Raw genomic sequence first — 22,646 nt, forward strand, 5'->3', positions numbered from 1 at the left:
GGAACTGCCAGGCATCAATTTAAGAACGCGGTCACGATAGCGTCGTGAACGGTTCGACAGTTAAGCGTGCTGATGTGGCTCAGTTGGTAGAGCGCACCCTTGGTAAGGGTGAGGTCCCCAGTTCGACTCTGGGTATCAGCACCAGTTATACGCAGTAAAGTAAAAGAATTTGTCTGGCGGCAACAGCGCGGTGGTCCCACCTGACCCCATGCCGAACTCAGAAGTGAAACGCCGTAGCGCCGATGGTAGTGTGGGGTCTCCCCATGCGAGAGTAGGGAACTGCCAGACATCAAATAACGTAAAAGGCCCAGTCGAAAGACTGGGCCTTTTACGTTGTCTGCGATCTACTGGCCAAAACCGATTGAGCAAAAGGTTTTGGCCTCCTGTTAGTGGATAACCTGCGAAAGAAAAGCCCGCGTGCGCTCCGATTTAGGGTGCGCGAAGAACGCATTTGGTTCCGCCTGCTCAACGATTTCCCCACGATCCATAAAGATAACCCTGTCTGCTACCGTCCTCGCAAATCCCATCTCGTGCGTTACACAAAGCATCGTCATCCCCGACTCTGCCAGACCTATCATCGTATCCAGCACCTCTTTCACCATTTCCGGATCCAGCGCAGAAGTCGGCTCGTCAAAAAGCATAATTTTCGGCTTCATACACAGCGAGCGGGCGATCGCCACGCGCTGCTGCTGCCCGCCGGAGATCTGCCCCGGGAATTTATGAGCGTGTTCGGCAATACGAACGCGTTCCAGATAGTGCATCGCCAGCGCTTCCGCTTCTTTTTTAGGCATCTTTCTGACCCACACCGGCGCCAGAGTGCAGTTTTGCAACACAGTCAAATGTGGGAAGAGGTTGAAGTGCTGAAACACCATGCCCACCTCCTGACGCACTCGCTCAATATTGCGCAGGTCGTCATTCAGCTCGGTACCGTCAACCACTATCCTCCCCTGCTGATGCTCCTCCAGATGATTAATGCAGCGTATAGTCGTGGATTTCCCGGAGCCGGACGGCCCGCAAAGCACAATGCGCTCGCCCTGCCTGACGCTGAGATTGATATTTTTGAGCACGTGAAACTGACCGTACCATTTATTAACGTTATCCAGCGTGATCATCGCTTCAGCCGGTTGCAGTAATGTTTGACTCATAGTGTCCTCAGTGCGGCGTATGCCCGGTGTTAAAGCGCTTCTCCAGATGCTGGCTATAGCGCGACATGCTAAAACAGAAGATCCAGTAGATCAGCGCGGCAAAGACATAGCCCTCCGTTGACATCCCGAGCCATGCAGGATCGACCGTGGCCTGCTGTACGCTGCTGAACAGATCGAACAGCCCGATAATGATCACCAGGCTGGTATCCTTAAACAGCGCAATGATGGTATTAACCAGTCCGGGGATCACCAGCTTCAGCGCCTGGGGCAGGATCACCAGCCCCTGTGTCTTCCAGTATCCCAGCGCCAGCGACTCTGCTGCTTCGTACTGCCCCTTTGGCAGCGATTGCAGCCCGCCCCGCACCACCTCCGCCACGTAGGCCGACTGAAACAGGATCACGCCAACCAGGGCGCGGATCAGCTTGTCGATTGTGGTCCCTTCGGCCATAAAAAGCGGCAGCATCACCGATGACATAAACAGCACGGTGATAAGCGGCACGCCGCGCCAGAACTCAATAAAAATGATAGAGAGTGTCCGGATAACCGGCATCGTCGAGCGTCGGGCGAGGGCCAGTAGAATACCGAGCGGCAGCGCGCCGGCAATGCCCACTGAAGCAATTATCAGCGTCAGCGTCAGGCCGCCCCACTGGCGGGTTTCAACTCGCTCAAGACCGAGGAAGCCGCCGTACAGCAGAAACCAGACCAGAACAGGATAAGCAATCACCCAGCAGGCGATATAGCGACCGCGGTGCGGCAGCGCGCGCCAGAACATCGGGGCTATGCTTAGCAGGCCAGCCGCCAGTGCAAGATTAATACGCCAGCGCTGCTCGTGGGGATAGAGTCCATACATAAACTGGCCAAAGCGCTGATGAATAAATACCCAGCAGGCACCGGCTTTCGTGCAGTCCGCACGGGTGGTGCCTGCCCAGTTGGCCTGGAGCAGCGCCCAGTTCAGCAGCGGCGGCAGAACCTCCCACAGCAGCCACAGGCAAAACAGCGTCAGCAGCGTATTCAGCCAGCCGGAAAACAGATTTTTACGCATCCACAGCAGCCCGCGCAGGGGCGTGAAACCGGCGCGTGGCGCAGAAGGAGGCAGTACGGCTTTAGTCATCATCATCCCTTAGCGCTCAACCAGCGCCATTCGCCGGTTGTAGATATTCATCAGCAGCGAAATTGCCAGGCTGATGATCAGGTAAACCGACATGGTAATCGCAATAGTTTCAATGGCCTGACCGGTCTGGTTTAGCACCGTACCGGCAAACAGCGACACCATATCCGGATAGCCAATTGCGGCGGCCAGCGAGGAGTTTTTGACAATATTCAGATACTGGCTGGTCAGCGGCGGAATAATCAGCCTCAGCGCCTGCGGCAATATAACCTGACGCAGGGCAACCGGGTGCGGTAGCGCCAGAGAGCGGGCCGCCTCGAGCTGTCCGTGAGGCACGGACTGAATGCCGGCGCGGATAATCTCCGCAATGAAGGCCGAGGTGTATACCGAAAGTGCAAGGGTAAGCGCCGCCAGCTCCGGGATGAGCGCCATGCCGCCGCGAAAGTTGAAGCCCCGAAGCGTCGGTACATCCCAGTGCACAGCCGCGCCCGTCAGTAAATGCACGACCAGAGATAGCCCAATCAGCAGGGCAATGCCGACGGGCCACGTCCTGCGCAGGCGCCCGGTTTTGATCTGCAGATTTTTATTGTAGCGGTACAGCCCGGCCGTCAATGCCAGCGCCAGCGCGATCGCTGCCGTAAAGGCCAGTATGCCCTCGCCAAACTGTGGTGAGGGAATATAGAGCCCGCGGTTGCTGAGATAAACCATGTCAAAAGCGTCAAGCGCCTGCCGCGGTCCCGGCAGGTTGCGCAGCACCGCGAAATACCAGAAGAAAATCTGCAGCAGCGGCGGAATATTACGGAAAATCTCAATATACAACGTTGAAAGCTTGCGCAGCAGCCAGTTCTCCGACAGGCGCGCCAGTCCGAGAAACAGGCCGAAAACGGAAGCGAATACAATGCACAGTGCAGAAACCAGCAGCGTATTCAGCAGGCCAACCAGAAATACCCGGCCGTAGGTGTCTCCTTCCTGATAATCAATCAGGTGCTGAACAATGCCGAAGCCCGCGCTGCGGTCGAGGAAAGCAAATCCGGAGGTAATACCGCGGTTGTTGAGGTTAACGATAGTATTGTGGATCAGGTAGACGAAGACGGCCGCAACGACCGCCAGCGCGACAATCTGGAACAGCCAGGCGCGAAATTTTGGGCTGGAAAGGGAGAACGCACCTTTCAACGCAGGGCGGCGGTAAGACATAGTAGAACCTCAATAGCCAGAACGCTGAGTGGGCGCCGCCGGGGCAGCGCCCGTTACCGCTAAACCCTTAACGTACCGGCGGTGCGTACTGAATGCCGCCGTTGTTCCACAGATTGTTTTGTCCGCGCTTGATCTTCAGGGCGGAGTCTTTCCCCACGTTGCGGTCGAAAATTTCCGCGTAGTTGCCCACCTGCTTAACGATGTTATAGGCCCATTTATTGTCGAGCTTGAGGTCTTTACCGAAGTCGCCCTCTTTACCCAGCAGATGAGACATATCCGGGGTAGACGGATTGGCCGCCTTCGCATCGACGTTCTTCGAGTCAATACCCATTTCCTCGGCGTTAAGCATCGCGAACAGGGTCCAGCGGACGATAGCAAACCAGTCATCGTCGCCGCGGCGAACCACCGGCCCCAGCGGCTCTTTAGAGATAACCTCCGGCAGAACAATCCATTCGTCAGGTTTGCTGAGCTTGATGCGCAGGGCATACAGCTGCGACTGGTCGGAGGCAAGAGTATCGCAGCGGCCTGACTCCAGTGCTTTCGCTGATTCATCGGAGCGGTCAAAGGTGACCGGCGTGTATTTCATGTTGTTGGCTTTAAAATAGTCTGCCACGTTCAGCTCGGTGTCCGTGCCGGCCTGAATGCAGACGGTAGCGCCGTCCAGCTCTTTCGCGCTTTTCAGATCGGCTTTGTTATGAGTAAGAAAGCCGATGCCGTCATAGTAGGTTACGCCGGTAAAAGACATGCCCATGCCCGCATCGCGGGATGAGGTCCAGGTCGTATTACGTGACAGGAGGTCGACTTCTCCAGACTGCAGGGCGGTGAAACGCTCTTTGGCAGTGAGCGGCGTATATTTCACCTTGTTTGCATCGCCAAACACCGCGGCCGCCACGCCGCGGCAGACATCAACATCAATGCCGGTGAATTTGCCGCTGGCATCGGCATAGGAGAAGCCGGGCAGCCCGTCGCTGATACCGCACTGAACAAAACCTTTCTTTTTAACCGCATCGAGCGTGGTTCCGGCCTGGGCCTGATTAGCAATCGCGAACAGTACACCTGCGGCTGCAAAGCTGGCGAGCATCATTTTTTTCATAAAGCATCCTGTTTGGCGTTGAAATTATCGTTATCAGTGAGCATGAGAACCTGTCCGTTTTTGGTAAAGCAAACGGAGTGCCAGGATTGCAATAACCGGAAATACAGCGGCGGGAGTGCAACAAAATGAGTGTAGACAGGAAAGAATAGAGATCGCGCGCCGGGGTGGTGCAAAATTGCAACGGCTGCCACAAAACGGAGCAAAAAAGTTTCAGGCAAGGACAATAAGAAAAAGATGATTTCGCAGGTTAATATTGATCGGGAAATAGATAGCCGGGCAAGATAGGAATTAATAGTGAGATCGTTAATTCAAAAATATATTCACAGCAAATAACGCGATGGATTCAAAATCAAGAGAGGGCGGGAAAAGAGGATAATAAAAAAGCGCGGTCGCCCGCGCTTTTCATCGTTATTACTTGGTTAATGCCACAATCCCGAGGGTCAGGCCAGCCAGTGCGGCGGCACCGCCCGCGATAGCGCCGGCAGTTTCCCAGTTGTCCTGAGTTGTGCCTTTTACGCAGGTATTGGTGTGTACCAGCCGTCCCTGATCGTCATAGACCGGCACGCACGGAGAATCATGGGCGCAACCGGCAAGGGTAGCCGCCAGAACTGCAACGGAAATCAATCGTTTCATCATATTACCTCTTTTCGCCGTCGCTGATGACGTACATCGGCCTTACGGATTAGGGGGGCATTATACCACGGCGGATACAGCCTATAGAGATGGGAACCGTCTCAATTTATGAGCAGTGTAAAAATCGTGGAGGTATTTAACAATTGGTTATTAAAATATGAAGAAATTGTGCAGGGTAACGTCTCATTTATAATTCCAGTCCTGTTGCGCAGACGATCAACGCTTTTAGGCGCTTTATTTATAGCGGGCCATCTACCTCAATGCTGGCTGGGGTGGCCGGCCTTCCTAAAAAATAGCCTTGCAGGACATCGCAGCCTAGTGTGGTTAAAAATTCAAGCTGTTCAATATTTTCGACGCCTTCGGCCACCACTTTTAGATCCAGAGTTCGCGCCAGCCCGACGATTGCCGAAACGATAATTGCATCCTCGCTGTCTCCGGTTAACTCCTTAATAAACGCCCGGTCAATCTTCAGCTCGCTGGCGGGCAGGCGCTTAAGATACAGCAGGCTGGAGTAGCCGGTACCGAAATCATCGATTGAGGCTTTTACTCCCAGCGCCGTCAGGCTGTTCAGCACGTTAATACTTTTCTCGGGATGGCGCATGGCCGTTGTTTCGGTGACTTCCAGAATCAGCTTCTCGGGTGGGATCTGGTGCTGCGCCAGCGCGGCCAGAACGGTATCCAGCAGCTGCGGCTGCTCGAACTGCAGTGCGGAAAGATTGACGGCTATCGACCAGCCCAGCTGGCCGCGGGCGCGCCACGCCGCCAGCTGGCGGCAGGCTTCATTAATGACCCAGTTGCCTACCGGAATAATGACGCCGGTTTTTTCCGCCTGCGGTAAAAAAAGATCCGGCATCAGCAGCCCTTCGCGGGGATGTTCCCAGCGCAGCAGTGCTTCAAAGCCCACGATCGCACCGGATCGGGTTTCCACCTTCGGCTGATAGTGCAGGCGCAACTCGCCGCGCTCGGCCGCGTTCCAGAGATCGTTCGTCAGCTGCAGCTGGCGTTGGGCGAAGGTATTCATGGACGGCTGGAAGAAGTGATAGCCGTTGCGGCCGCTGAATTTGGTGTGGTACATCGCAGCATCGGCGTTAAACATCAGCTCGCGCTCGTTTTCACCGTCCGCCGGATAAAGCGCAATGCCGATACTCAGGGTGACAATAAGCTCGTAGCGATCGATGATGAAGGGAGTATCAATAGCCCTGACCAGCGCGCTGGCAAGCCGTGCGGCATCATCCGGCGCGGCGGTTTCCGCCAGCAGCACAAACTCATCGCCGCCGATCCTGGCCAGCGTATACTGGCCGCTCAGCGGCTGCAGGAGCCGCTCGGTTACCGCAACCAGCAGCCTGTCGCCCATTTCGTGGCCGAAGGCATCGTTAACTGCTTTAAATCCATCGAGATCGATAAACATGACTGCGAAGAGGCTGTCGGTTCGCTGCGCTTTGCCCAGCGCCTGCGCCAGCCGATCTTCAAACAGCACCCGGTTGGGCAGCTGCGTCAGAGGATCCTGCAGCGCCAGCCGGGCCAGCTCCTGATTGGCTTTTTCAAGCGAGGTGGCCAGCAGCGCCGTACGGGCCTGCAGGCGCGCATCCAGAATAGAGAGCAATAAAGTGATCGCCAGGATAAACAACGTGACGATGCTGACCAGCGCCGCCAGCCAGCTGCCCTGAATGCCGCTGTGGTGGGCGGCCATGTGAGTCGGCAGGTGGGCCGCCATCATGCCGGTATAGTGCATACCGGCGATGGCAATGCCCATCAGCACCGCCGCACCAAAGCGCATCAGTGCAACCTGGGCCGTTTCGTGACGCAGCCTGAAGGTCAGCATCAGCGCGGCAAAGGAGGCCAGCAGGGCAATAACTACCGAGCAGGCCACCCAGCCGTAATTCCAGCCAATGGGCTCATCTACCGTAATAGCAGCCATGCCGGTGTAATGCATCACGACAATGCCGCTGCCCATGATGAGAGAGCCGGGCAGCAGACGGCGCAGACCCAGCCGGCCAACGCTCACCATTTTCAACGCAAACAGGGAGGAGGCAATGGCCGCCGCCAGCGACAGCAGCGTCAGCAGGAGGTCGTAGCGCATTTGCATTGCGGCATCCATCGCCAGCATGCCGATAAAGTGCATCGACCAGATCCCGATACCCATCGATACGCCGCCGCCAATCAGCCACAGCCGGGCCGTTCTCCCGCGGCTAATCGCGACGCGTCCGGCCATATTCAGCGCGGCCCATGAGGCGAGAATAGCAATCAGAAAAGAGACGGCGACGAGAATGGCGTTGTAGTGGCTGAACAGCATGATGTCATCACTTATTGGCAGTGCGGTGACATTAGCATCGCCCGACCAAGCGGCAAAGAGAATTAAGACCCCGCAGAAGGCGGGGAGATATCAGTAACGTTGCGGATATTACGGACTATTCCATGACGTTGAGATCTGAACAACGCACCAGCTTTAGCGGATTGACTGAATTCATATTGCGGCATTTTTCATATTCGACCGTCAGCAATTCAATAAGATGCATGACCACGCCTTCGAACAAAAACATCAACAGAGCAAATGCAATGAGCCATCCATATTTGCGCAGCATAATCTGTCCCTGAATAAGTGAAAAAGATGTCAGGCAATATACACCAAGCTGAATTTTGGTGAAGAGGCCCGGCGGTGATTGTTCACGGTTGTGATAAAAAATGTGAATGTAATCCCGCGGGTGTATCGCAGGGTTCAATAAGCTGTGGCCTGGCGGGAAGGTAAAGCGGTGACGTTAAAGATAATTGTGTCGTTATTTCAATAAAAAAGGCGCTTCCCCATGCCGGTTCGCGCCTTTTATATCAACAACATAACTGACTAGTATCAGTTCATGCCGTATTTTTTCAGTTTCTTACGCAGAGTACCACGGTTGATCCCCATCATCAGGGCCGCGCGGGTCTGATTGCCGCGGGTGTATTGCATCACCATGTCCAACAGGGGCTGTTCTACTTCAGCCAGTACCAGCTCATAGAGGTCATTAACATCCTGACCATTCAGTTGAGCAAAATAGTTCTTCAGTGCCTGCTTTACCGAGTCACGCAGAGGTTTTTGAGTTACCTGGTCCTGAGAGTTAACGGTAGAAACGGTCAGTACGTCAGAATTTACGCGTTGTTCGAACATAGTTCTGTCAGCTCTTTATTTCTGTTTACGCAAAATTTTCGAAGTATGCCTCCAACGCCTCCAGCTGTTCGCTGGCATCCTCAATGGCGTTGAATGTGCGCCGAAACTGGTCATCTGGAGCATGTTCCTGGAGATACCAGGAGACGTGCTTGCGCGCAATTCGATACCCCTTTGCCTGACCGTAAAAATCATGCAATTCACGAACATGCGCGCAAAGTAAGCGCTTTACCTCTGCCAGCGGCAGCGGTGGTAGCAGCTCCCCAGTGTCCAGATAATGCTGGATTTCCCGAAAGATCCAGGGTCTTCCCTGAGCTGCGCGGCCTATCATCAGGGCATCAGCCCCCGTATAGTCGAGCACAGCTCTGGCTTTAAGCGGGTCAGTAATGTCACCATTCGCGATAATCGGAATGGAAACTGTCTGCTTAACTGCCCGAATGCTGTCGTATTCAGCGTCTCCGTTAAACAAGCAGGCGCGGGTGCGTCCGTGAATAGTCAGAGCCTGAATGCCACAGTCTTCAGCCAGTTGGGCAATCTCTACACAGTTACGGTGTTCTGGCGCCCAGCCAGTGCGAATCTTGAGCGTAACGGGTACATCCACTGCATTCACTACCGAGGTCAGGATAGACTTCACCAGATCCGGGTGTTGCAGGAGGGCCGAACCTGCAAGCTTGCGATTCACTTTTTTCGCCGGGCAACCCATATTGATATCAATAATCTGGGCGCCGCTTTCGACGTTAATCCGTGCGGCCTCCGCCATTTCTTCAGGTACGCTACCGGCAATTTGCACGGTGCGGATCCCGGGTTCATCAACGTGCACCATCCGCAAGCGGGATTTGTCGCTCTCCCAAACCTGAGGGTTAGAGGACATCATCTCGGAAACGGTTAAACCGGCTCCCATCTCGTAGCACAGCGTCCGGAATGGTCTGTCAGTAATGCCAGCCATTGGCGCTGCGATCAGGCGATTTCTGAGCTGGTGGTGTCCGATGCGCATGAGTTAAGAAATGACCATACTGTGACTGCAAGGCGGCGTATATTACGCATTTTTTACGCGATATGAAAGGCCAAACTTTGAGCAATCCCCTGTTATAGATCAAGGAATCGCCCGGCAAACCTTGTCATCTTTTTTAATTTTTAAATAAATCATTAAGTTAACTTGAGTTGCTCGATTTATCTACAGATATAATTTTGAGTAACTTATCGTTTTTTCTGGAGTCATCTGGAGCAGAAAAGAGATAATTTGCCGATTTTTTCAGCATTTTATGCCAAAGAGTAAGAGCTGGATCTCATTTTTAATCCTGTATCCGGTGAGAGATGCAGCGATAAAAGTGAGTGATTTATGACCTGCTTCACGCAACTTTGGGGAGCAAAATATGCGCAGCCCCCAGGCTGCGCATAAAAGCGAGGTCTAGCGTTTGATGCCGGTGATGCGGCACCACTCCTCTTTCTCTACTACCGGATCGAGGGTGAAGAGATCGCGGTAGGCCTCGCAGACGCTCTCCGCCTGGCTAGCCAGAATGCCGGACAGGCCCAGCGCGCCCCCTTCAACGGGCAGAACGCTGATTAACGGTGCCAGCTCGCGCAAAGGGCCCGCCAGAATATTTGCTACCACCACGTCGGCCTTCATTGACGCTGGCTGGTCCTGCGGCAGGTACAGCGACAGGCGGTCCGACACGCCGTTGCGCTCGGCGTTATCGCGGCTGGCCTGAATGGCCTGCGGATCGATGTCGATCCCGATGGCGCTGGCGGCGCCGAGCTTCAGCGCGGCGATCGCCAGAATGCCGGATCCGCAGCCAAAATCGATCACGGTCTTGCCTTCCAGATCCAGCCCGTCGAGCCACTGGAGGCACAGGGAGGTGGTCGGGTGCGTGCCGGTACCGAAGGCCAGGCCCGGATCCAGCATCACGTTGACTGCGTTTTCGTCCGGGATCTCGCGCCAGCTCGGGCAGATCCACAGACGCTCGCCGAAGCGCATCGGGTGGAAGTTATCCATCCACTCGCGCTCCCAGTCTTTGTCTTCGAGCTGCTCGATTTTATGGGCGAAGCCGCTGCCGAGCAGGGGATGATGCTCAAGGATTACCACCACCTCTTTCATGTCGGTTTCGGCATCAAACAGGCCGATGACGTCAGTATCGCCCCACAGGCGGGTTTCGCCGGGCAGTGGTTCAAACACCGGCGTGTCGTGCGTGTCCTGGAAGGTGATTGACACCGCTCCGGCTTCCATCAGCGCATCGCTCAGCGCTTCAGCATTTGCCCCTGAGGCATTCAGTTTCAGTTGGATCCACGGCATGGCAAAACTCTTCTAGTGATTAACGGTGATATTCGGAGCTTCCGCCACCGGCTGCCCGAAACGGTTGCCGATAACGAAAGCCAGTAAACTTAACAGTAATGACGGAACGATGGGATGAAAGCCCGCGACCTGAATATTAAACGTCGCCAGCGCTGCGTACAGCACGCCACCAACGATCATCGCGCTCAGCGCTCCAGCAGCGTTTGCCCGCTCCCAGTAGAGGCCCAGCACCAGCGGCCACAGAAATACCGCTTCAAGGCCGCCAAAGGCCAGCAGGTTCAGCCAGATAATCATCTCCGGCGGTCGCCAGGCGGCCAGCATCATCAGCACGCCGAGGATCAGCGTGGTCCAGGTGGAAATATGCTTCAGGCGGCGCTCGTTCTCTATTTTAGCCGGACGCGCGCTGAGCCACAGATCTTTCACGATGGTGGCGGAAGCCTGCAGCAGGTGCGCGTTGACGTTAGACATAATCGCCGCCATCGGCGCGGCCAGGAAAAGCCCGGCGGCCCAGGCGGGCAGCACTTTCACCATCAGGGTCGGGATAACCAGATCGGGGACCGTGAGATCGGGAATAATTGCCCGGCCCAGCGCGCCCGCCAGGTGCATGCCCAGCATCAGCAGGCTGACCACGACAGTGCCAATAATAATGCCCCGGTGTACGGCCTTGCTGTCTTTGTAGGAGATGCAGCGCACCGCGGTGTGCGGCAGGCCGATGACCCCGAAGCAGACCAGCACCCAGAACGACGTCATAAACGCCGGTGTCAGAATATCGTCGGCGCCGTGCGGGCTTACCAGCTTCGGATCGATATGCTCCAGCGTCTGCACGGCGCTGTGCAGCCCGCCGGCGGCGTAGATTACGCCTGCCAGCAGCACCAGCGTGCCGATAAGCATTACCATGCCCTGCATGGTGTCATTCAGCACGCTGGCGCGAAAACCGCCAAACGCGGTGTACAGCGCGATAGAGATGCCGAAGATCAGCAGGCCGTTTTCATACTTAATGCCCGCGGCGGTCTCCAGCAGGCGGGCGCCGCCGATAAACTGCACGGCGATAGCGCCCACGAAGGCGACCAGCAGGCTGATACTGGCAATCCACACCACCGCGCGATTCTGGTAGCGTGCCTGCAGCATGTCATTCAGGGTGATCGCGTTATAACGCCGGGCCAGAATGGCAAACTTCTTCCCCAGAATGCCCAGCGACAGCCAGATGGTCGGCACCTGAATCATCGCCAGCAGCACCCAGCCGAGCCCGTATTTGTAGGCCGCACCGGGTCCGCCAATAAACGAGCTGGCGCTGACGTAGGTGGCGGTCAGGGTCATTGCCAGTACCAGGCCGCCCATCGAGCGGCTGCCGAGGAAGTACTCACTCAAAAAGGAGCCGCTGCTGCGCTTGCGCATGGCGTACATCGACAGCGCGAACACCACCACCAGATAGACGATCAGGACGGTGATAATTTCAGTTTGCATCGCTGTCCTCCAGCGGAATGTCGCGGAAGATAAAGCGCACCATCGCCCAGCACAGCAGAATAAATACCAGCGGCGTCAGCAGACAGGCCATTTCGAACCAGTGCGGCAGGCCGGTTAATCCCTGCAGTGAGTTTGGTATGTAAGCACTTGCAAACCAGGCCGCAAGATAGAGCAGCGTCAGCCACAGCGCCCAGCGGGCTTCTTTGTGGGCCTGAACAAAACGCGTGTCCATAAGGCTCCCGAGGGTTGAGGGTCAAAGGAAATCGGGGGATTGTACTCGCAGAGAGGCAAAAAAGAAAAAAGGCCGGAGATCCGGCCTTTTTGCGTCTGTCGCAGGCTTATTTTTCCTGCAGACCGAGCTTTTTCTCCAGATAGTGGATGTTGGTACCACCGTGCTGGAAGTTTTCATCGGTCATGATGCGCATTTGCAGATCGACGTTGGTTTTGATGCCGTCGATGATCAGCTCCTGCAGGGCAATCCGCATGCGTGAGATAGCCACATCGCGGGTTTCACCGTAGCAGATAAGCTTGCCGATCATGGAGTCATAATACGGCGGTACAGTGTAGCCGGCGTAGATATGAGACTCCCAGCGCACGCCAAAACCGCCCGGCGCGTGGAAGCGGGTGATTTTCCCCGGGCTCGGCAGGAACGTTTTCGGGTCTTCGGCGTTAATACGGCATTCTACCGCATGGCCGCGAACCTGAACTTCTTCCTGCTTGATGGACAGCGGCTGGCCGGCAGCGATGCGCAGCTGCTCTTTGATCAGGTCCACGCCGGTGATCATTTCGGTAACCGGATGCTCAACCTGAATACGGGTGTTCATTTCAATGAAGTAGAACTCGCCGTTTTCGAACAGGAACTCGAAAGTACCCGCGCCGCGGTAGCCGATATCCACACAGGCTTTAGAACAGCGTTCGCCGATGTAGCGACGCAGTTCCGGGGTAATGCCCGGTGCCGGTGCTTCTTCAACCACTTTCTGGTGGCGGCGCTGCATGGAGCAGTCGCGCTCGGCCAGATAGATAGCGTTGCCCTGACCGTCTGCCAGTACCTGGATCTCGATATGACGAGGATTTTCCAGGTACTTCTCCATGTACACCATGTCATTGTTGAACGCGGCTTTCGCTTCCGCTTTAGTCATGGAGATGGACTGCGCCAGTTCAGCGTCGCTGCGCACAACGCGCATGCCGCGACCGCCGCCGCCGCCGGAGGCTTTGATAATCACCGGGTAGCCGATGCGCTTGGCATGGGCGCGGTTCTTATCCATGTCATCGCCCAGCGGGCCGTCAGAGCCCGGCACGGTTGGAACGCCCGCTTTTTTCATCGCGGTGATTGCAGACACTTTATCGCCCATCAGGCGAATGGTGTCCGCTTTCGGACCGATGAAGATAAAGCCGGACTGCTCAACCTGCTCGGCGAAGTTGGCGTTTTCAGACAGGAAGCCGTAGCCAGGGTGAATCGCCACGGCGCCGGTGATCTCAGCCGCGCTGATGATCGCCGGGATATTCAGGTAGCTTTTTACAGACGGCGCCGGGCCAATACAGACCGTTTCATCCGCCATAAGCACGTGTTTTAAATCACGATCTGCAGTGGAGTGCACGGCGACAGTCTTAATGCCAAGCTCTTTGCAGGCACGAAGAATACGCAGTGCGATCTCGCCGCGGTTTGCGATAACAATTTTATCCAGCATGTTCGCCTCGTTACTCGATGACGACCAGCGGCTCGTCAAATTCTACCGGTTGACCACTTTCCACCAGAATCGCCTTCACGGTACCGGACTTGTCCGCTTCGATCTGGTTCATCATTTTCATGGCCTCGACGATGCACAGAGTGTCGCCCGCGTTCACTTTCTGCCCGATTTCAATGAAGGCTTTCGCATCCGGGCTCGGCGTGCGGTAGAACGTACCAACCATTGGGGAGCGTACGATGTGACCACTGATTTCTGCTTTAGCCGGCGCTTCTGGCGCAGCCGGTGCGGCAGCGGGTGCTGGCTGCGGAGAAACCATCGGTGAGGCATAAGCCTGCTGCATAACCGGATAGCCCGCGTTTGGCGCGGCGCGGCTGATGCGTACAGACTCTTCACCTTCAGAAATTTCCAGTTCGGAGATACCTGATTCTTCAACCAGCTCGATCAGTTTTTTAATCTTACGAATATCCATGAGTGGGTTCCGTACTCTTTGTTTAGTGTGATTATGACAGGCGTTTTATCGCTGTCTGTAAAGCGTATGTATAACCATCGGCGCCTAATCCACAGATGACACCGGCAGAAATATCAGAGAGATATGAATGATGGCGAAACGGCTCGCGGGCATGAACGTTACTCAGGTGTATCTCGATAAACGGGATGCTCACCGCCAGCAGCGCATCACGGATCGCAACGCTGGTATGCGTAAACGCGGCCGGATTAATCAGGATATAGTCGATGTTGTCTTTAGCCTGATGAATTCGGTCAATGATGGCGTGCTCGGCATTCGACTGCAAATGCTCCAGGGACGCATTCAGAGCGCCGGCTTCCTCGGTTAAACGGTTAACAATCTCCGCTAACGTCAGGGTGCCGTACTTCTCCGGCTCTCGGGTGCCGAGCATGTTCAGATTCGGACCATTCAAAAGCAAAATGCGAAACTTGTTGGACATTGTGCTGCTATCTCCTGCAACTCTCAGGCAAAAAACAAAATATACCTTCGATACGCAATTGTCATCTTTTCAGTGGCGAAAAAACACTGTCGGGAAAACTAAGGTCGCACATTATAACGATTTCGTTGCATTTGGCAGCTAAATACTGGTCTTATCAGGGAAGATTATCAATACCTAAATAAGAAAGCCCTCCGGAGAGGGCGCGTTCTGCGGGAAACTGCACATTATTGGAAACTATCGAAACCAGATCCGGAACTTTTTATAACGGCAGGCTAAAAGTACGAAAGCGGCCACGGCGTACAGCACCGGCTGCGGCGACATAATTTTGACCGACCACAAGTAGTGTATCGGTGCGAGGATCGCCACCAGATAAACGAAGTTGTGCAGTTTCTGCCATCGGGAGCCTAATTTTCGCTGCGCCCGCTGGAAAGATGTCGCCGCCAGCGCCAGCAGAATAATCCAGCTTATCAATCCCAGCGTGAGGTACGGGCGGTTAATGACTTCCTGCGCCAGCAGACCCAAATTTTGAATACCCAATTCCAGCAAGGCGTAGCTGGTTAAATGCAGCGTCGCCCAGGCAAAGCACCACAATCCCAGCAGCCGCCGGGTGCGTATCAATAAAGGCTGCTTAGCGTAGCGCGCCAGCGGGGCTACCAGCAAGGAGGCGAGCAGCAGTTTAAGAGCCATCCTACCGGTGAAGTGCTGAATGTCTTTGGCCGGATCGGCGCTAAAGTCACCGTGATAGCCCGCCCAAAATAGCCACGCCAGCGGTAAAAATGCCGCAAGATGCAGCCCGACCTTGAGCCAGACTATCTGCTTTGTGTTAAGGCGCACTCAGAAGTTCTCCTTCAGGTTGAGTCCTTTATAAAGAGAAGCAACCTGATCGGCGTAGCCGTTAAACAGCAGCGTGGGCTGGCGCTTAACGTCCAGCACGCCGCCGGAGCCGATGAAGCGCTCGGTGGCCTGCGACCAGCGGGGATGATCGACGTGCGGATTGACGTTGGCATAGAAGCCGTACTCGTCGGAGGCCGCCATATTCCAGGTGGTGGGCGGCCGCTCGCGAGTCAGGGTAATACTGACGATAGATTTTATGCCTTTAAAACCGTATTTCCACGGCACGGTAAGGCGCACCGGCGCGCCGTTCTGCGGCGGCAGGGCTTTACCGTAGACGCCGACGCTCAGCAGCGTCAAGGGATGCATTGCCTCGTCCAGGCGCAGCCCCTCCACGTAGGGATATTTCAGGCCGCCGCCGATAAAGCGGTCCTGCTGTCCCGGCATCACGTCCGGCGCGTACAGGGTTTTGAAAGCCACATATTTGGCGTTTCCGGTAGGATCTGCCAGCGCCAGCAGCTTGTGCAGCGGAAAACCAATCCACGGCACCACCATCGACCACGCCTCGACGCAGCGCATGCGGTATATGCGCTCTTCCAGCGGAAAGCGTTTGGTTAAGTCGTCGTGATCGAGAGTCAGCGGCTTGTTCACTTCACCGTCGATTTTTAAAGTCCAGGGATCCGTTTTCAGGCTGCCGGCATTAGCGGCAGGATCGGCTTTATCAAGCCCAAATTCGTAGAAGTTATTGTAGCCGGTGACTTTGTCTTCCGGCGTCAGGGGCAGGTCGCTGCGCCACTGCGCGGGGCGGGTAAAGTCCAGCGGCTTGCCGGAGGGGGCCGGCGGGCGGTTGTTGCCTTTAAACCAGTCCAGCAGGTCGGCACCGGCAGAAGATGGGAGTGCAGCTGCGCCCGCGCCAATGCCGAGCATCTTCAGCACCTGGCGGCGCCTGAGCAAAAATACGGATTCCGGGGTTACATCGGCTTCCGTTAACTTTTTAGGTGACATGGCATCCTCCATCATGATTTATAGTAATCATGACGGAGGCAGAGCATTAGCGCGAATATCTCACGAAAATGTGAAGATTAGGCCAGCTTGACCAGCGTGCGGCCCTGTACCTGGTTATTGATGATGCGCTGTGCGTACTCTGGCGCCTGAGCCAGCTCGATCTCGGTGGCCGCCTGCTGGTAGAAGCTGGCCGGAATAAGATCGGCGAGCCGACGCCAGGCTTCGGCGCGGCGCGCGGGCGGCGTCATCACCGAATCCACGCCCTGCAGGCGGACGTTGCGCAGAATAAACGGCATCACGGTGGTCGGCAGGCCAAAACCGCCTGCCAGGCCGCAGGCCGCCACGCAGCCGCCGTAGTTCATCTGCGCCAGCACTTTTGCCAGCACTTTGTCGCCCACGGTATCTACCGCGCCTGCCCAGACCTGCTTCTCCAGCGGACGAGTTTCAGCAAACGCATCGCGGCCAATAATGCGGCTGGCGCCGAGCGCTCGCAGATAATCATGCGTGCTTTCGCGTCCGGAAACGGCCACCACCTGATAGCCCAGCGCGTGCAGCAGCGCCACGGCAGTGCTGCCCACGCCGCCGCTGGCGCCGGTCACCACGATTTCGCCATCTTCGGGGCGGATACCGGCATCGTCCAGCGCCATCACGCACAGCATGGCGGTAAAGCCTGCCGTGCCCAGAATCATCGCCTGGCGGCCGTCCAGCCCGGCGGGCTGCGCCACCAGCCAGTCGCCGCTAACCCGCGCGCGCTGAGCCAGCCCGCCCCAGTGGTTTTCACCCACGCCCCAGCCGGTGAGGATCACCCGCTCGCCAGTGTGAAAGCGCGGGTCTTCGCTGCTGTGCACCGTACCGGCAAAGTCAATGCCGGGCACCATCGGAAAATTGCGGATGATTTTGCCCTTGCCGGTAATGGCGAGGGCATCTTTATAGTTGAGGCTCGACCAGTCAATATCGACGGTGACACCACCCTGCGGCAGCTGGCTTTCGTCAATATGCTGAATTGATGCAACAGTCTTATCATCCTGCTGATCTAAGATTAACGCCTGCATGATCCCTCCTCGGGTGGTTAGCGATTGGAAAAAAATTTCTGAAGACTATACTCGCTTAGTAAAGTGTGGCACCGATTTAACGCAATAAATTGCCAGATGCGTTCACTCTGGTAGTATGCTCAGGCCATGCCGGAACGCTAGTTGGTACTTACTGACTTTAATGTGCGAGAGCGGGTGTCCGGTCAGTCGGGCTGTTTTTGACTCACGGAGTTAATACAGGGATGCGATTAACGACGAAATTTTCCGCCTTTGTGACGCTGCTGATAGGTCTCACTATCTTTGTCACGCTAATCGGCAGTTCGCTAAGCTTCTATAACGGTATTCAGCAGAAGTCGGACTCGCGCATACGCGCCGTAGCGACCATCATTGACACCCGCCTTATCAATACGCCATTTGCGCAGCTGGATAGCGAAATGGACGAAATGATGGTGCCCGTGGATATTGTCAGTATCCGCTGTGTGGTGAACGGAAAGCCTGTTTTTAGCCATACGCGGCGCACCAGCTATCAGCCTGTAGGCAGCAACTACCGCTTCCGCGAGCTGAGCGTGGCATCAATCCGCAATCCCGGGATGACCATTGAACTGCGCTATCTCGACCCGATGGTTAACGATTTTCACTCTCTTTTGACCACTGCACCGCTCACCGTCGCTATTGCCTTTATGGTGCTGGTGGTGTTTCTGGCGGTGCGCTGGCTGCGCAACCAGCTTTCCGGCCAGGAGCTGCTCGAGCGCCGCTCAACGCGCATTTTGAACGGCGAGCGCGGCAACCAGGTGCGCGGCTCGGTTCACGAATGGCCGGCGCGCGCCAGCAGCGCGCTGGACGTGCTGCTCTCTGAGATCCAGTTCGCCGGCGAGCAGCGCAGCCGCATGGATACGCTGATTCGCTCCTATGCCGCGCAGGACAGTAAGACCGGGCTGAGCAACCGGCTGTTTTTCGATAATCAGCTGGCCACCCAGCTTGAAGATCCAGATAAAGTAGGCTCTTACGGCATCGTGATGATTATACGGGTTCCCGAATTCGATTTGCTGCGTGACAACTGGGGCCGGGCGGCGGCGGAAGAGCATTTCCTGACATTCATTAACATGCTCTCAACGTTCATGCTGCGCTATCCGGGAGCGCTGCTGGCGCGCTATCACCGCAGCGACTTCGCGGTTCTGCTGCCGCACCGGACGCTGAAAGAGGCCGACAGCATTGCCTCACTGCTGCTGAAAGCAGTCAATACGCTGCCGCCGACCAAAATTCTCGATCGTGACGACATTATGCACATTGGCATTTGTAGCTGGCGCAGCGGGCAGACGACCACTCAGGTGATGGATCACGCGGAATCGGCGGTACGTAACGCGGTGCTGCAGGGCAGCAACAGCTGGGCGGTTTATGACGATACGCTGCCGGAAAAAGGGCGCGGTAACGTCCGCTGGCGCACCCTGATTGAAGAGATGCTGACCCGCGGCGGCCCGCGCTTCTATCAAAAGCCGGCCCTGCAGTACGACGGGCGCGTACATCACCGGGAGCTCATGTGCCGGATGTTTGACGGTAAAGAAGAAGTGGTTGCCGCCGAGTATATGCCGATGGTGATCGAGTTTGGCCGGGCGGAGGAGTATGACCGGCTGCAGATAACCCGACTGCTGCCGTTTCTCTCATTCTGGCCGGAAGAGAGGCTGGCGATGCAGGTGACGGTTGAGTCGCTAATTCGCCCTCGATTCCAGCGCTGGCTGCGCGATACGCTCATGCAGTCTGAAAAATCTCATCGATCCAGGATTATTTTTGAACTTGCAGAGGCGGATGTCTGTCAACATATCAGCCGATTACAGCCTGCGGTGCGTTTAATCACCGCGCTGGGGGCAAGAGTAGTGGTGATTCAGGCGGGTTTAACCCTCGTGGGCACCAGCTGGATCAAGGATTTGTCAGTCGATGTTATCAAGCTTCACCAGGGCCTGGTGCGCAATATTGAGAAGCGCAGCGAGAACCAGCTGCTGGTGCAGAGCCTGGTGGAGGCCTGCAAGGGAACCTCTACCCAGGTTTACGCCACTGGCGTATGCAGCCGCAGCGAGTGGCAAGTCCTTAGAGAATGCGGTGTTTTAGGCGGTCAGGGCGTATTTTTCGCGGCCGTACAGCCGCTTGACACCAGCGTGAAAAAATATTCGCAAAGATACTCTGTTTGATCTGCCGTTTGACGTGATTTCACGTAGAATAACGCGCGCTGTTGCTTCGGAGGTACGCTCGACGACCTGCCGACATGTTTCAGGAAAAGCCAGTGTTCGTCCTTTAAGTTAGCTGCAATGTCAGCGAGGTGTGCTGCGGTCCTGACGGCTGTCAGACTGAAATTGTAACAAAGGAAACGAACTGCACTAATTTTCACCGCTGCAGCCGATTTTTGCGCCTTGTCGCTGCTGCGTGTGGTTGGTAAAGTAAGCGGATTTTGTGTTCCGCCCCAGCTTTCAGGATTATCCCTTAGTATGTTGAAAAAATTTCGTGGCATGTTTTCCAATGACCTGTCCATTGACCTGGGTACTGCGAATACCCTGATTTATGTAAAAGGACAAGGCATCGTACTGAATGAGCCTTCCGTAGTCGCCATTCGTCAGGATCGTGCCGGTTCTCCGAAAAGCGTCGCGGCGGTGGGCCATGAAGCAAAGCAGATGCTTGGCCGTACGCCGGGCAACATCGCAGCTATTCGTCCGATGAAAGACGGCGTTATCGCCGACTTTTTCGTGACCGAAAAGATGCTGCAGCACTTCATTAAGCAGGTTCACAGCAACAGCTTCATGCGCCCGAGCCCGCGCGTGCTGGTGTGCGTACCGGTTGGGGCAACCCAGGTTGAGCGTCGCGCTATCCGCGAATCCGCTCAGGGCGCCGGCGCTCGCGAAGTTTTCCTGATTGAAGAACCGATGGCGGCGGCAATTGGCGCAGGCCTGCCGGTATCTGAAGCGACCGGCTCTATGGTTGTGGATATCGGTGGCGGTACGACCGAAGTGGCCGTTATCTCCCTGAACGGCGTGGTTTACTCCTCCTCCGTGCGTATTGGCGGCGACCGCTTCGACGAAGCCATCATCAATTACGTACGCCGTAACTATGGCTCCCTGATTGGTGAAGCCACCGCCGAGCGTATCAAGCACGAGATTGGTTCCGCCTACCCGGGCGACGAAGTGCGCGAAATCGAAGTGCGCGGTCGTAACCTGGCCGAAGGCGTGCCGCGCGGCTTTACCCTGAACTCGAACGAAATTCTTGAAGCACTGCAGGAGCCGCTGACCGGCATCGTTAGCGCGGTGATGGTGGCGCTGGAGCAGTGCCCGCCGGAGCTGGCCTCTGACATCTCCGAGCGCGGCATGGTGCTGACCGGTGGTGGTGCGCTGCTGCGCAACCTCGACCGCCTGTTAATGGAAGAGACAGGAATTCCTGTCGTAGTTGCAGAAGATCCACTGACCTGTGTTGCCCGCGGCGGCGGCAAGGCGCTGGAAATGATCGACATGCACGGCGGCGACTTGTTTAGCGAAGAGTAGTCAGCCTGAAGTCTGGGGCAGCGCAGGCTGCCCCAGTTATTTCACTGACGCGAGAGTACGCATAGCCTATGAAGCCCATTTTTAGCCGTGGCCCGTCGCTGCAGATTCGCCTGATTCTGGCGGTGCTGGTCGCGCTTGGCGTTATTATTGCCGACAGCCGCCTCGGTACGTTCAGCCAAATCAGAACGTACATGGATACCGCCGTAAGCCCTTTCTACTTCATTTCAAACGGTCCTCGCGAACTTCTTGACGGGATCTCACAGACTCTGGCAACCCGCGACCAGCTCGAGCTGGAAAACCGCGCCCTTCGCCAGGAGCTGCTGCTTAAAAACAGCGATCTGCTGATGCTTGGCCAGTACAAACAGGAAAACGCCCGCCTGCGCGAGCTGCTGGGTTCTCCGCTGCGCCAGGACGAACAGAAGATGGTCACGCAGGTGATCTCTACCGTAAACGATCCCTACAGCGACCAGGTGGTTATCGACAAAGGCAGCGTTAACGGCGTGTACGAAGGCCAGCCGGTGATCAGCGATAAAGGCGTCGTTGGTCAGGTGATTGCCGTTGCCAAGCTGACCAGTCGCGTGCTGCTGATCTGCGACGCAACCCACGCGCTGCCCATTCAGGTGCTGCGCAACGATATTCGCGTCATTGCCGCCGGTAACGGCTGCACGGACGATCTGCAGCTGGAGCATCTGCCGGCCAATACCGATATTCGCGTTGGCGACGTGCTGGTGACATCCGGTCTCGGCGGCCGTTTCCCGGAAGGTTATCCGGTAGGCGTGGTTTCCTCCGTTAAGCTGGATACCCAGCGCGCGTATACCGTCATTCAGGCGCGCCCGACCGCGGGCCTTCAGCGTCTGCGCTATCTGCTGCTGCTGTGGGGCGCCGATCGCAACGGCGCCAATCCGATGACGCCGGAAGAGGTGCATCGCGTGGCGAACGAGCGCCTGATGCAGATGATGCCTCAGGTGCTGCCGTCTACTGACACTATGGGGCCGCCGGCACCGTTGCCGGCACCGGCGACGGGAATGACCGGAGAAGCCTCTCACGCCTCTTCGTCAGGAGGGCAGTAGTGGCCAGCTATCGAAGCCAGGGACGCTGGGTAATCTGGCTGTCGTTTTTGGTGGCGCTCCTGCTGCAGGTTATGCCCTGGCCGGATGACCTTATTGTCTACCGGCCAAACTGGGTCCTGCTGATCCTGCTCTACTGGATCCTCGCTCTTCCGCACCGGGTGAATGTCGGGACGGGTTTCGTGATGGGTGCCATACTTGATCTCATTAGCGGCTCAACCCTCGGCGTTCGCGCGCTGTCGCTCAGCATCATCGCCTATCTGGTGGCGCTCAAATATCAGCTCTTTCGCAACCTCGCGCTCTGGCAGCAGGCGCTGGTGGTGATGCTGCTGTCGCTGTCCGTTGATATTGTGGTGTTCTGGGCCGAATTTTTAGTGATTAACGTGGCCTTCAAACCAGATGTTTTCTGGAGCAGCGTAGTAAACGGCGCGCTCTGGCCGTGGCTGTTTCTGCTGATGCGAAAAATTCGTCAGCAATTCTCTGTACAATAAAG

Annotated in this window: 22 protein-coding genes, 1 tRNA gene and 1 rRNA gene; 6 read left to right on the plus strand and 18 right to left on the minus strand. The window is 56.2% G+C overall.

What is annotated here, in order from left to right:
* Positions 1–68 precede the first annotated feature (68 nt).
* Positions 69–144, plus strand: a tRNA-Thr gene (locus QZ766_RS17450).
* 28 nt (positions 145–172) lie between these two features.
* Positions 173–288: ribosomal RNA gene (rrf, locus tag QZ766_RS17455) — 5S ribosomal RNA — on the plus strand.
* A gap of 98 nt (positions 289–386) precedes the next feature.
* On the opposite strand, the gene QZ766_RS17460 is transcribed toward rrf, so the two are convergent.
* From QZ766_RS17460 to QZ766_RS17545, 18 genes are all read right to left on the minus strand, one after another.
* The gene (locus QZ766_RS17460) at positions 387–1,145 is read right to left on the minus strand and encodes an amino acid ABC transporter ATP-binding protein (RefSeq protein WP_297204198.1); all 759 of its coding nucleotides are present in this window, start codon (positions 1,143–1,145) and stop codon (positions 387–389) included.
* Between the two features lie 7 nt (positions 1,146–1,152).
* Positions 1,153–2,256 (minus strand): amino acid ABC transporter permease, encoded by a 1,104-nt coding sequence (locus tag QZ766_RS17465; protein WP_297206464.1) that lies wholly within the window; start codon positions 2,254–2,256, stop codon positions 1,153–1,155.
* A 9-nt stretch (positions 2,257–2,265) separates the two neighbouring features.
* Positions 2,266–3,447, minus strand: coding sequence for an amino acid ABC transporter permease (locus QZ766_RS17470; protein WP_297204200.1), 1,182 nt, complete (start codon positions 3,445–3,447; stop codon positions 2,266–2,268).
* Positions 3,448–3,514: 67 nt separating this feature from the next.
* Positions 3,515–4,540 carry an amino acid ABC transporter substrate-binding protein gene (locus tag QZ766_RS17475; protein ID WP_297204202.1) on the minus strand — a complete coding sequence of 342 codons (1,026 nt, stop codon included), beginning with the start codon at positions 4,538–4,540 and terminating at the stop codon, positions 3,515–3,517.
* Positions 4,541–4,951: 411 nt separating this feature from the next.
* Positions 4,952–5,173, minus strand: a complete 222-nt coding sequence (locus QZ766_RS17480; protein WP_043080943.1) for a lipoprotein — start codon at positions 5,171–5,173, stop codon at positions 4,952–4,954.
* 238 nt (positions 5,174–5,411) lie between these two features.
* On the minus strand, positions 5,412–7,466 hold the full coding sequence (locus QZ766_RS17485) for a bifunctional diguanylate cyclase/phosphodiesterase (protein WP_297204204.1): 2,055 nt from the start codon (positions 7,464–7,466) through the stop codon (positions 5,412–5,414).
* 115 nt (positions 7,467–7,581) lie between these two features.
* A complete protein-coding gene (locus QZ766_RS17490; RefSeq protein WP_297204205.1) occupies positions 7,582–7,755 on the minus strand; it encodes a DUF2556 family protein in 174 nt (57 codons plus the stop codon).
* A gap of 263 nt (positions 7,756–8,018) precedes the next feature.
* The gene (gene fis / locus QZ766_RS17495; protein WP_000462905.1) at positions 8,019–8,315 is read right to left on the minus strand and encodes a DNA-binding transcriptional regulator Fis; all 297 of its coding nucleotides are present in this window, start codon (positions 8,313–8,315) and stop codon (positions 8,019–8,021) included.
* A gap of 25 nt (positions 8,316–8,340) precedes the next feature.
* A complete protein-coding gene (dusB, locus tag QZ766_RS17500) occupies positions 8,341–9,306 on the minus strand; it encodes a tRNA dihydrouridine synthase DusB (RefSeq protein WP_297204219.1) in 966 nt (321 codons plus the stop codon).
* Between the two features lie 414 nt (positions 9,307–9,720).
* Complete coding sequence (gene prmA, locus QZ766_RS17505) at positions 9,721–10,602, minus strand: 50S ribosomal protein L11 methyltransferase (RefSeq protein WP_297204221.1); 882 nt, start codon at positions 10,600–10,602, stop codon at positions 9,721–9,723.
* Between the two features lie 12 nt (positions 10,603–10,614).
* Positions 10,615–12,066 carry a sodium/pantothenate symporter gene (gene panF / locus QZ766_RS17510; protein WP_297204223.1) on the minus strand — a complete coding sequence of 484 codons (1,452 nt, stop codon included), beginning with the start codon at positions 12,064–12,066 and terminating at the stop codon, positions 10,615–10,617.
* The gene (locus QZ766_RS17515) at positions 12,056–12,298 is read right to left on the minus strand and encodes a YhdT family protein (RefSeq protein WP_297204226.1); all 243 of its coding nucleotides are present in this window, start codon (positions 12,296–12,298) and stop codon (positions 12,056–12,058) included. The genes panF and QZ766_RS17515 overlap by 11 nt, the downstream gene beginning before the upstream one ends.
* A gap of 106 nt (positions 12,299–12,404) precedes the next feature.
* On the minus strand, positions 12,405–13,754 hold the full coding sequence (accC, locus tag QZ766_RS17520) for an acetyl-CoA carboxylase biotin carboxylase subunit (protein ID WP_297204228.1): 1,350 nt from the start codon (positions 13,752–13,754) through the stop codon (positions 12,405–12,407).
* A gap of 10 nt (positions 13,755–13,764) precedes the next feature.
* Complete coding sequence (accB, locus tag QZ766_RS17525; protein ID WP_297204230.1) at positions 13,765–14,223, minus strand: acetyl-CoA carboxylase biotin carboxyl carrier protein; 459 nt, start codon at positions 14,221–14,223, stop codon at positions 13,765–13,767.
* Between the two features lie 31 nt (positions 14,224–14,254).
* Positions 14,255–14,698 (minus strand): type II 3-dehydroquinate dehydratase, encoded by a 444-nt coding sequence (gene aroQ / locus QZ766_RS17530; protein ID WP_297204232.1) that lies wholly within the window; start codon positions 14,696–14,698, stop codon positions 14,255–14,257.
* 234 nt (positions 14,699–14,932) lie between these two features.
* On the minus strand, positions 14,933–15,532 hold the full coding sequence (gene msrQ, locus QZ766_RS17535) for a protein-methionine-sulfoxide reductase heme-binding subunit MsrQ (protein ID WP_297204235.1): 600 nt from the start codon (positions 15,530–15,532) through the stop codon (positions 14,933–14,935).
* Positions 15,533–16,534: a protein-methionine-sulfoxide reductase catalytic subunit MsrP gene (gene msrP, locus QZ766_RS17540; protein WP_297204237.1), complete on the minus strand. Its 1,002-nt coding sequence runs from the start codon at positions 16,532–16,534 to the stop codon at positions 15,533–15,535.
* Positions 16,535–16,611: 77 nt separating this feature from the next.
* Entirely contained in the window at positions 16,612–17,586 is a 975-nt protein-coding gene (locus QZ766_RS17545; RefSeq protein ID WP_297204239.1) for an MDR family oxidoreductase, read from the minus strand.
* A 221-nt stretch (positions 17,587–17,807) separates the two neighbouring features.
* Here QZ766_RS17545 and csrD point away from each other — a divergent pair, with 221 nt between their 5' ends.
* From csrD to mreD, 4 genes are all read left to right on the plus strand, one after another.
* A complete protein-coding gene (csrD, locus tag QZ766_RS17550) occupies positions 17,808–19,748 on the plus strand; it encodes an RNase E specificity factor CsrD (RefSeq protein ID WP_297204241.1) in 1,941 nt (646 codons plus the stop codon).
* A 294-nt stretch (positions 19,749–20,042) separates the two neighbouring features.
* On the plus strand, positions 20,043–21,086 hold the full coding sequence (gene mreB, locus QZ766_RS17555) for a rod shape-determining protein MreB (RefSeq protein ID WP_006818047.1): 1,044 nt from the start codon (positions 20,043–20,045) through the stop codon (positions 21,084–21,086).
* 68 nt (positions 21,087–21,154) lie between these two features.
* Positions 21,155–22,156 (plus strand): rod shape-determining protein MreC, encoded by a 1,002-nt coding sequence (gene mreC / locus QZ766_RS17560; RefSeq protein ID WP_297204243.1) that lies wholly within the window; start codon positions 21,155–21,157, stop codon positions 22,154–22,156.
* Positions 22,156–22,644: a rod shape-determining protein MreD gene (gene mreD / locus QZ766_RS17565; protein ID WP_297204245.1), complete on the plus strand. Its 489-nt coding sequence runs from the start codon at positions 22,156–22,158 to the stop codon at positions 22,642–22,644. Before mreC ends, mreD begins: the two co-directional genes overlap by 1 nt.
* The last annotated feature ends 2 nt before the right edge of the window (positions 22,645–22,646 follow it).

The organism is uncultured Pluralibacter sp. (genome assembly GCF_913775985.1).
Classification (GTDB): Bacteria; Pseudomonadota; Gammaproteobacteria; order Enterobacterales; family Enterobacteriaceae; genus Pluralibacter.

Bases quoted from the DNA above. Each gene is read 5' to 3' on its own strand.
- QZ766_RS17485 (WP_297204204.1), bottom strand. From the start codon at position 7,466: ATGCTGTTCAGCCACTACAACGCCATTCTCGTCGCCGTCTCTTTTCTG.
- mreC (WP_297204243.1), top strand. From the start codon at position 21,155: ATGAAGCCCATTTTTAGCCGTGGCCCGTCGCTGCAGATTCGCCTGATT.
- accC (WP_297204228.1), bottom strand. From the start codon at position 13,754: ATGCTGGATAAAATTGTTATCGCAAACCGCGGCGAGATCGCACTGCGT.
- QZ766_RS17490 (WP_297204205.1), bottom strand. From the start codon at position 7,755: ATGCTGCGCAAATATGGATGGCTCATTGCATTTGCTCTGTTGATGTTT.
- QZ766_RS17465 (WP_297206464.1), bottom strand. From the start codon at position 2,256: ATGACTAAAGCCGTACTGCCTCCTTCTGCGCCACGCGCCGGTTTCACG.
- QZ766_RS17545 (WP_297204239.1), bottom strand. From the start codon at position 17,586: ATGCAGGCGTTAATCTTAGATCAGCAGGATGATAAGACTGTTGCATCA.
- mreB (WP_006818047.1), top strand. From the start codon at position 20,043: ATGTTGAAAAAATTTCGTGGCATGTTTTCCAATGACCTGTCCATTGAC.
- msrP (WP_297204237.1), bottom strand. From the start codon at position 16,534: ATGTCACCTAAAAAGTTAACGGAAGCCGATGTAACCCCGGAATCCGTA.
- prmA (WP_297204221.1), bottom strand. From the start codon at position 10,602: ATGCCGTGGATCCAACTGAAACTGAATGCCTCAGGGGCAAATGCTGAA.
- panF (WP_297204223.1), bottom strand. From the start codon at position 12,066: ATGCAAACTGAAATTATCACCGTCCTGATCGTCTATCTGGTGGTGGTG.
- QZ766_RS17475 (WP_297204202.1), bottom strand. From the start codon at position 4,540: ATGAAAAAAATGATGCTCGCCAGCTTTGCAGCCGCAGGTGTACTGTTC.
- csrD (WP_297204241.1), top strand. From the start codon at position 17,808: ATGCGATTAACGACGAAATTTTCCGCCTTTGTGACGCTGCTGATAGGT.
- accB (WP_297204230.1), bottom strand. From the start codon at position 14,223: ATGGATATTCGTAAGATTAAAAAACTGATCGAGCTGGTTGAAGAATCA.
- QZ766_RS17480 (WP_043080943.1), bottom strand. From the start codon at position 5,173: ATGAAACGATTGATTTCCGTTGCAGTTCTGGCGGCTACCCTTGCCGGT.
- fis (WP_000462905.1), bottom strand. From the start codon at position 8,315: ATGTTCGAACAACGCGTAAATTCTGACGTACTGACCGTTTCTACCGTT.
- QZ766_RS17515 (WP_297204226.1), bottom strand. From the start codon at position 12,298: ATGGACACGCGTTTTGTTCAGGCCCACAAAGAAGCCCGCTGGGCGCTG.
- QZ766_RS17460 (WP_297204198.1), bottom strand. From the start codon at position 1,145: ATGAGTCAAACATTACTGCAACCGGCTGAAGCGATGATCACGCTGGAT.
- dusB (WP_297204219.1), bottom strand. From the start codon at position 9,306: ATGCGCATCGGACACCACCAGCTCAGAAATCGCCTGATCGCAGCGCCA.
- aroQ (WP_297204232.1), bottom strand. From the start codon at position 14,698: ATGTCCAACAAGTTTCGCATTTTGCTTTTGAATGGTCCGAATCTGAAC.
- QZ766_RS17470 (WP_297204200.1), bottom strand. From the start codon at position 3,447: ATGTCTTACCGCCGCCCTGCGTTGAAAGGTGCGTTCTCCCTTTCCAGC.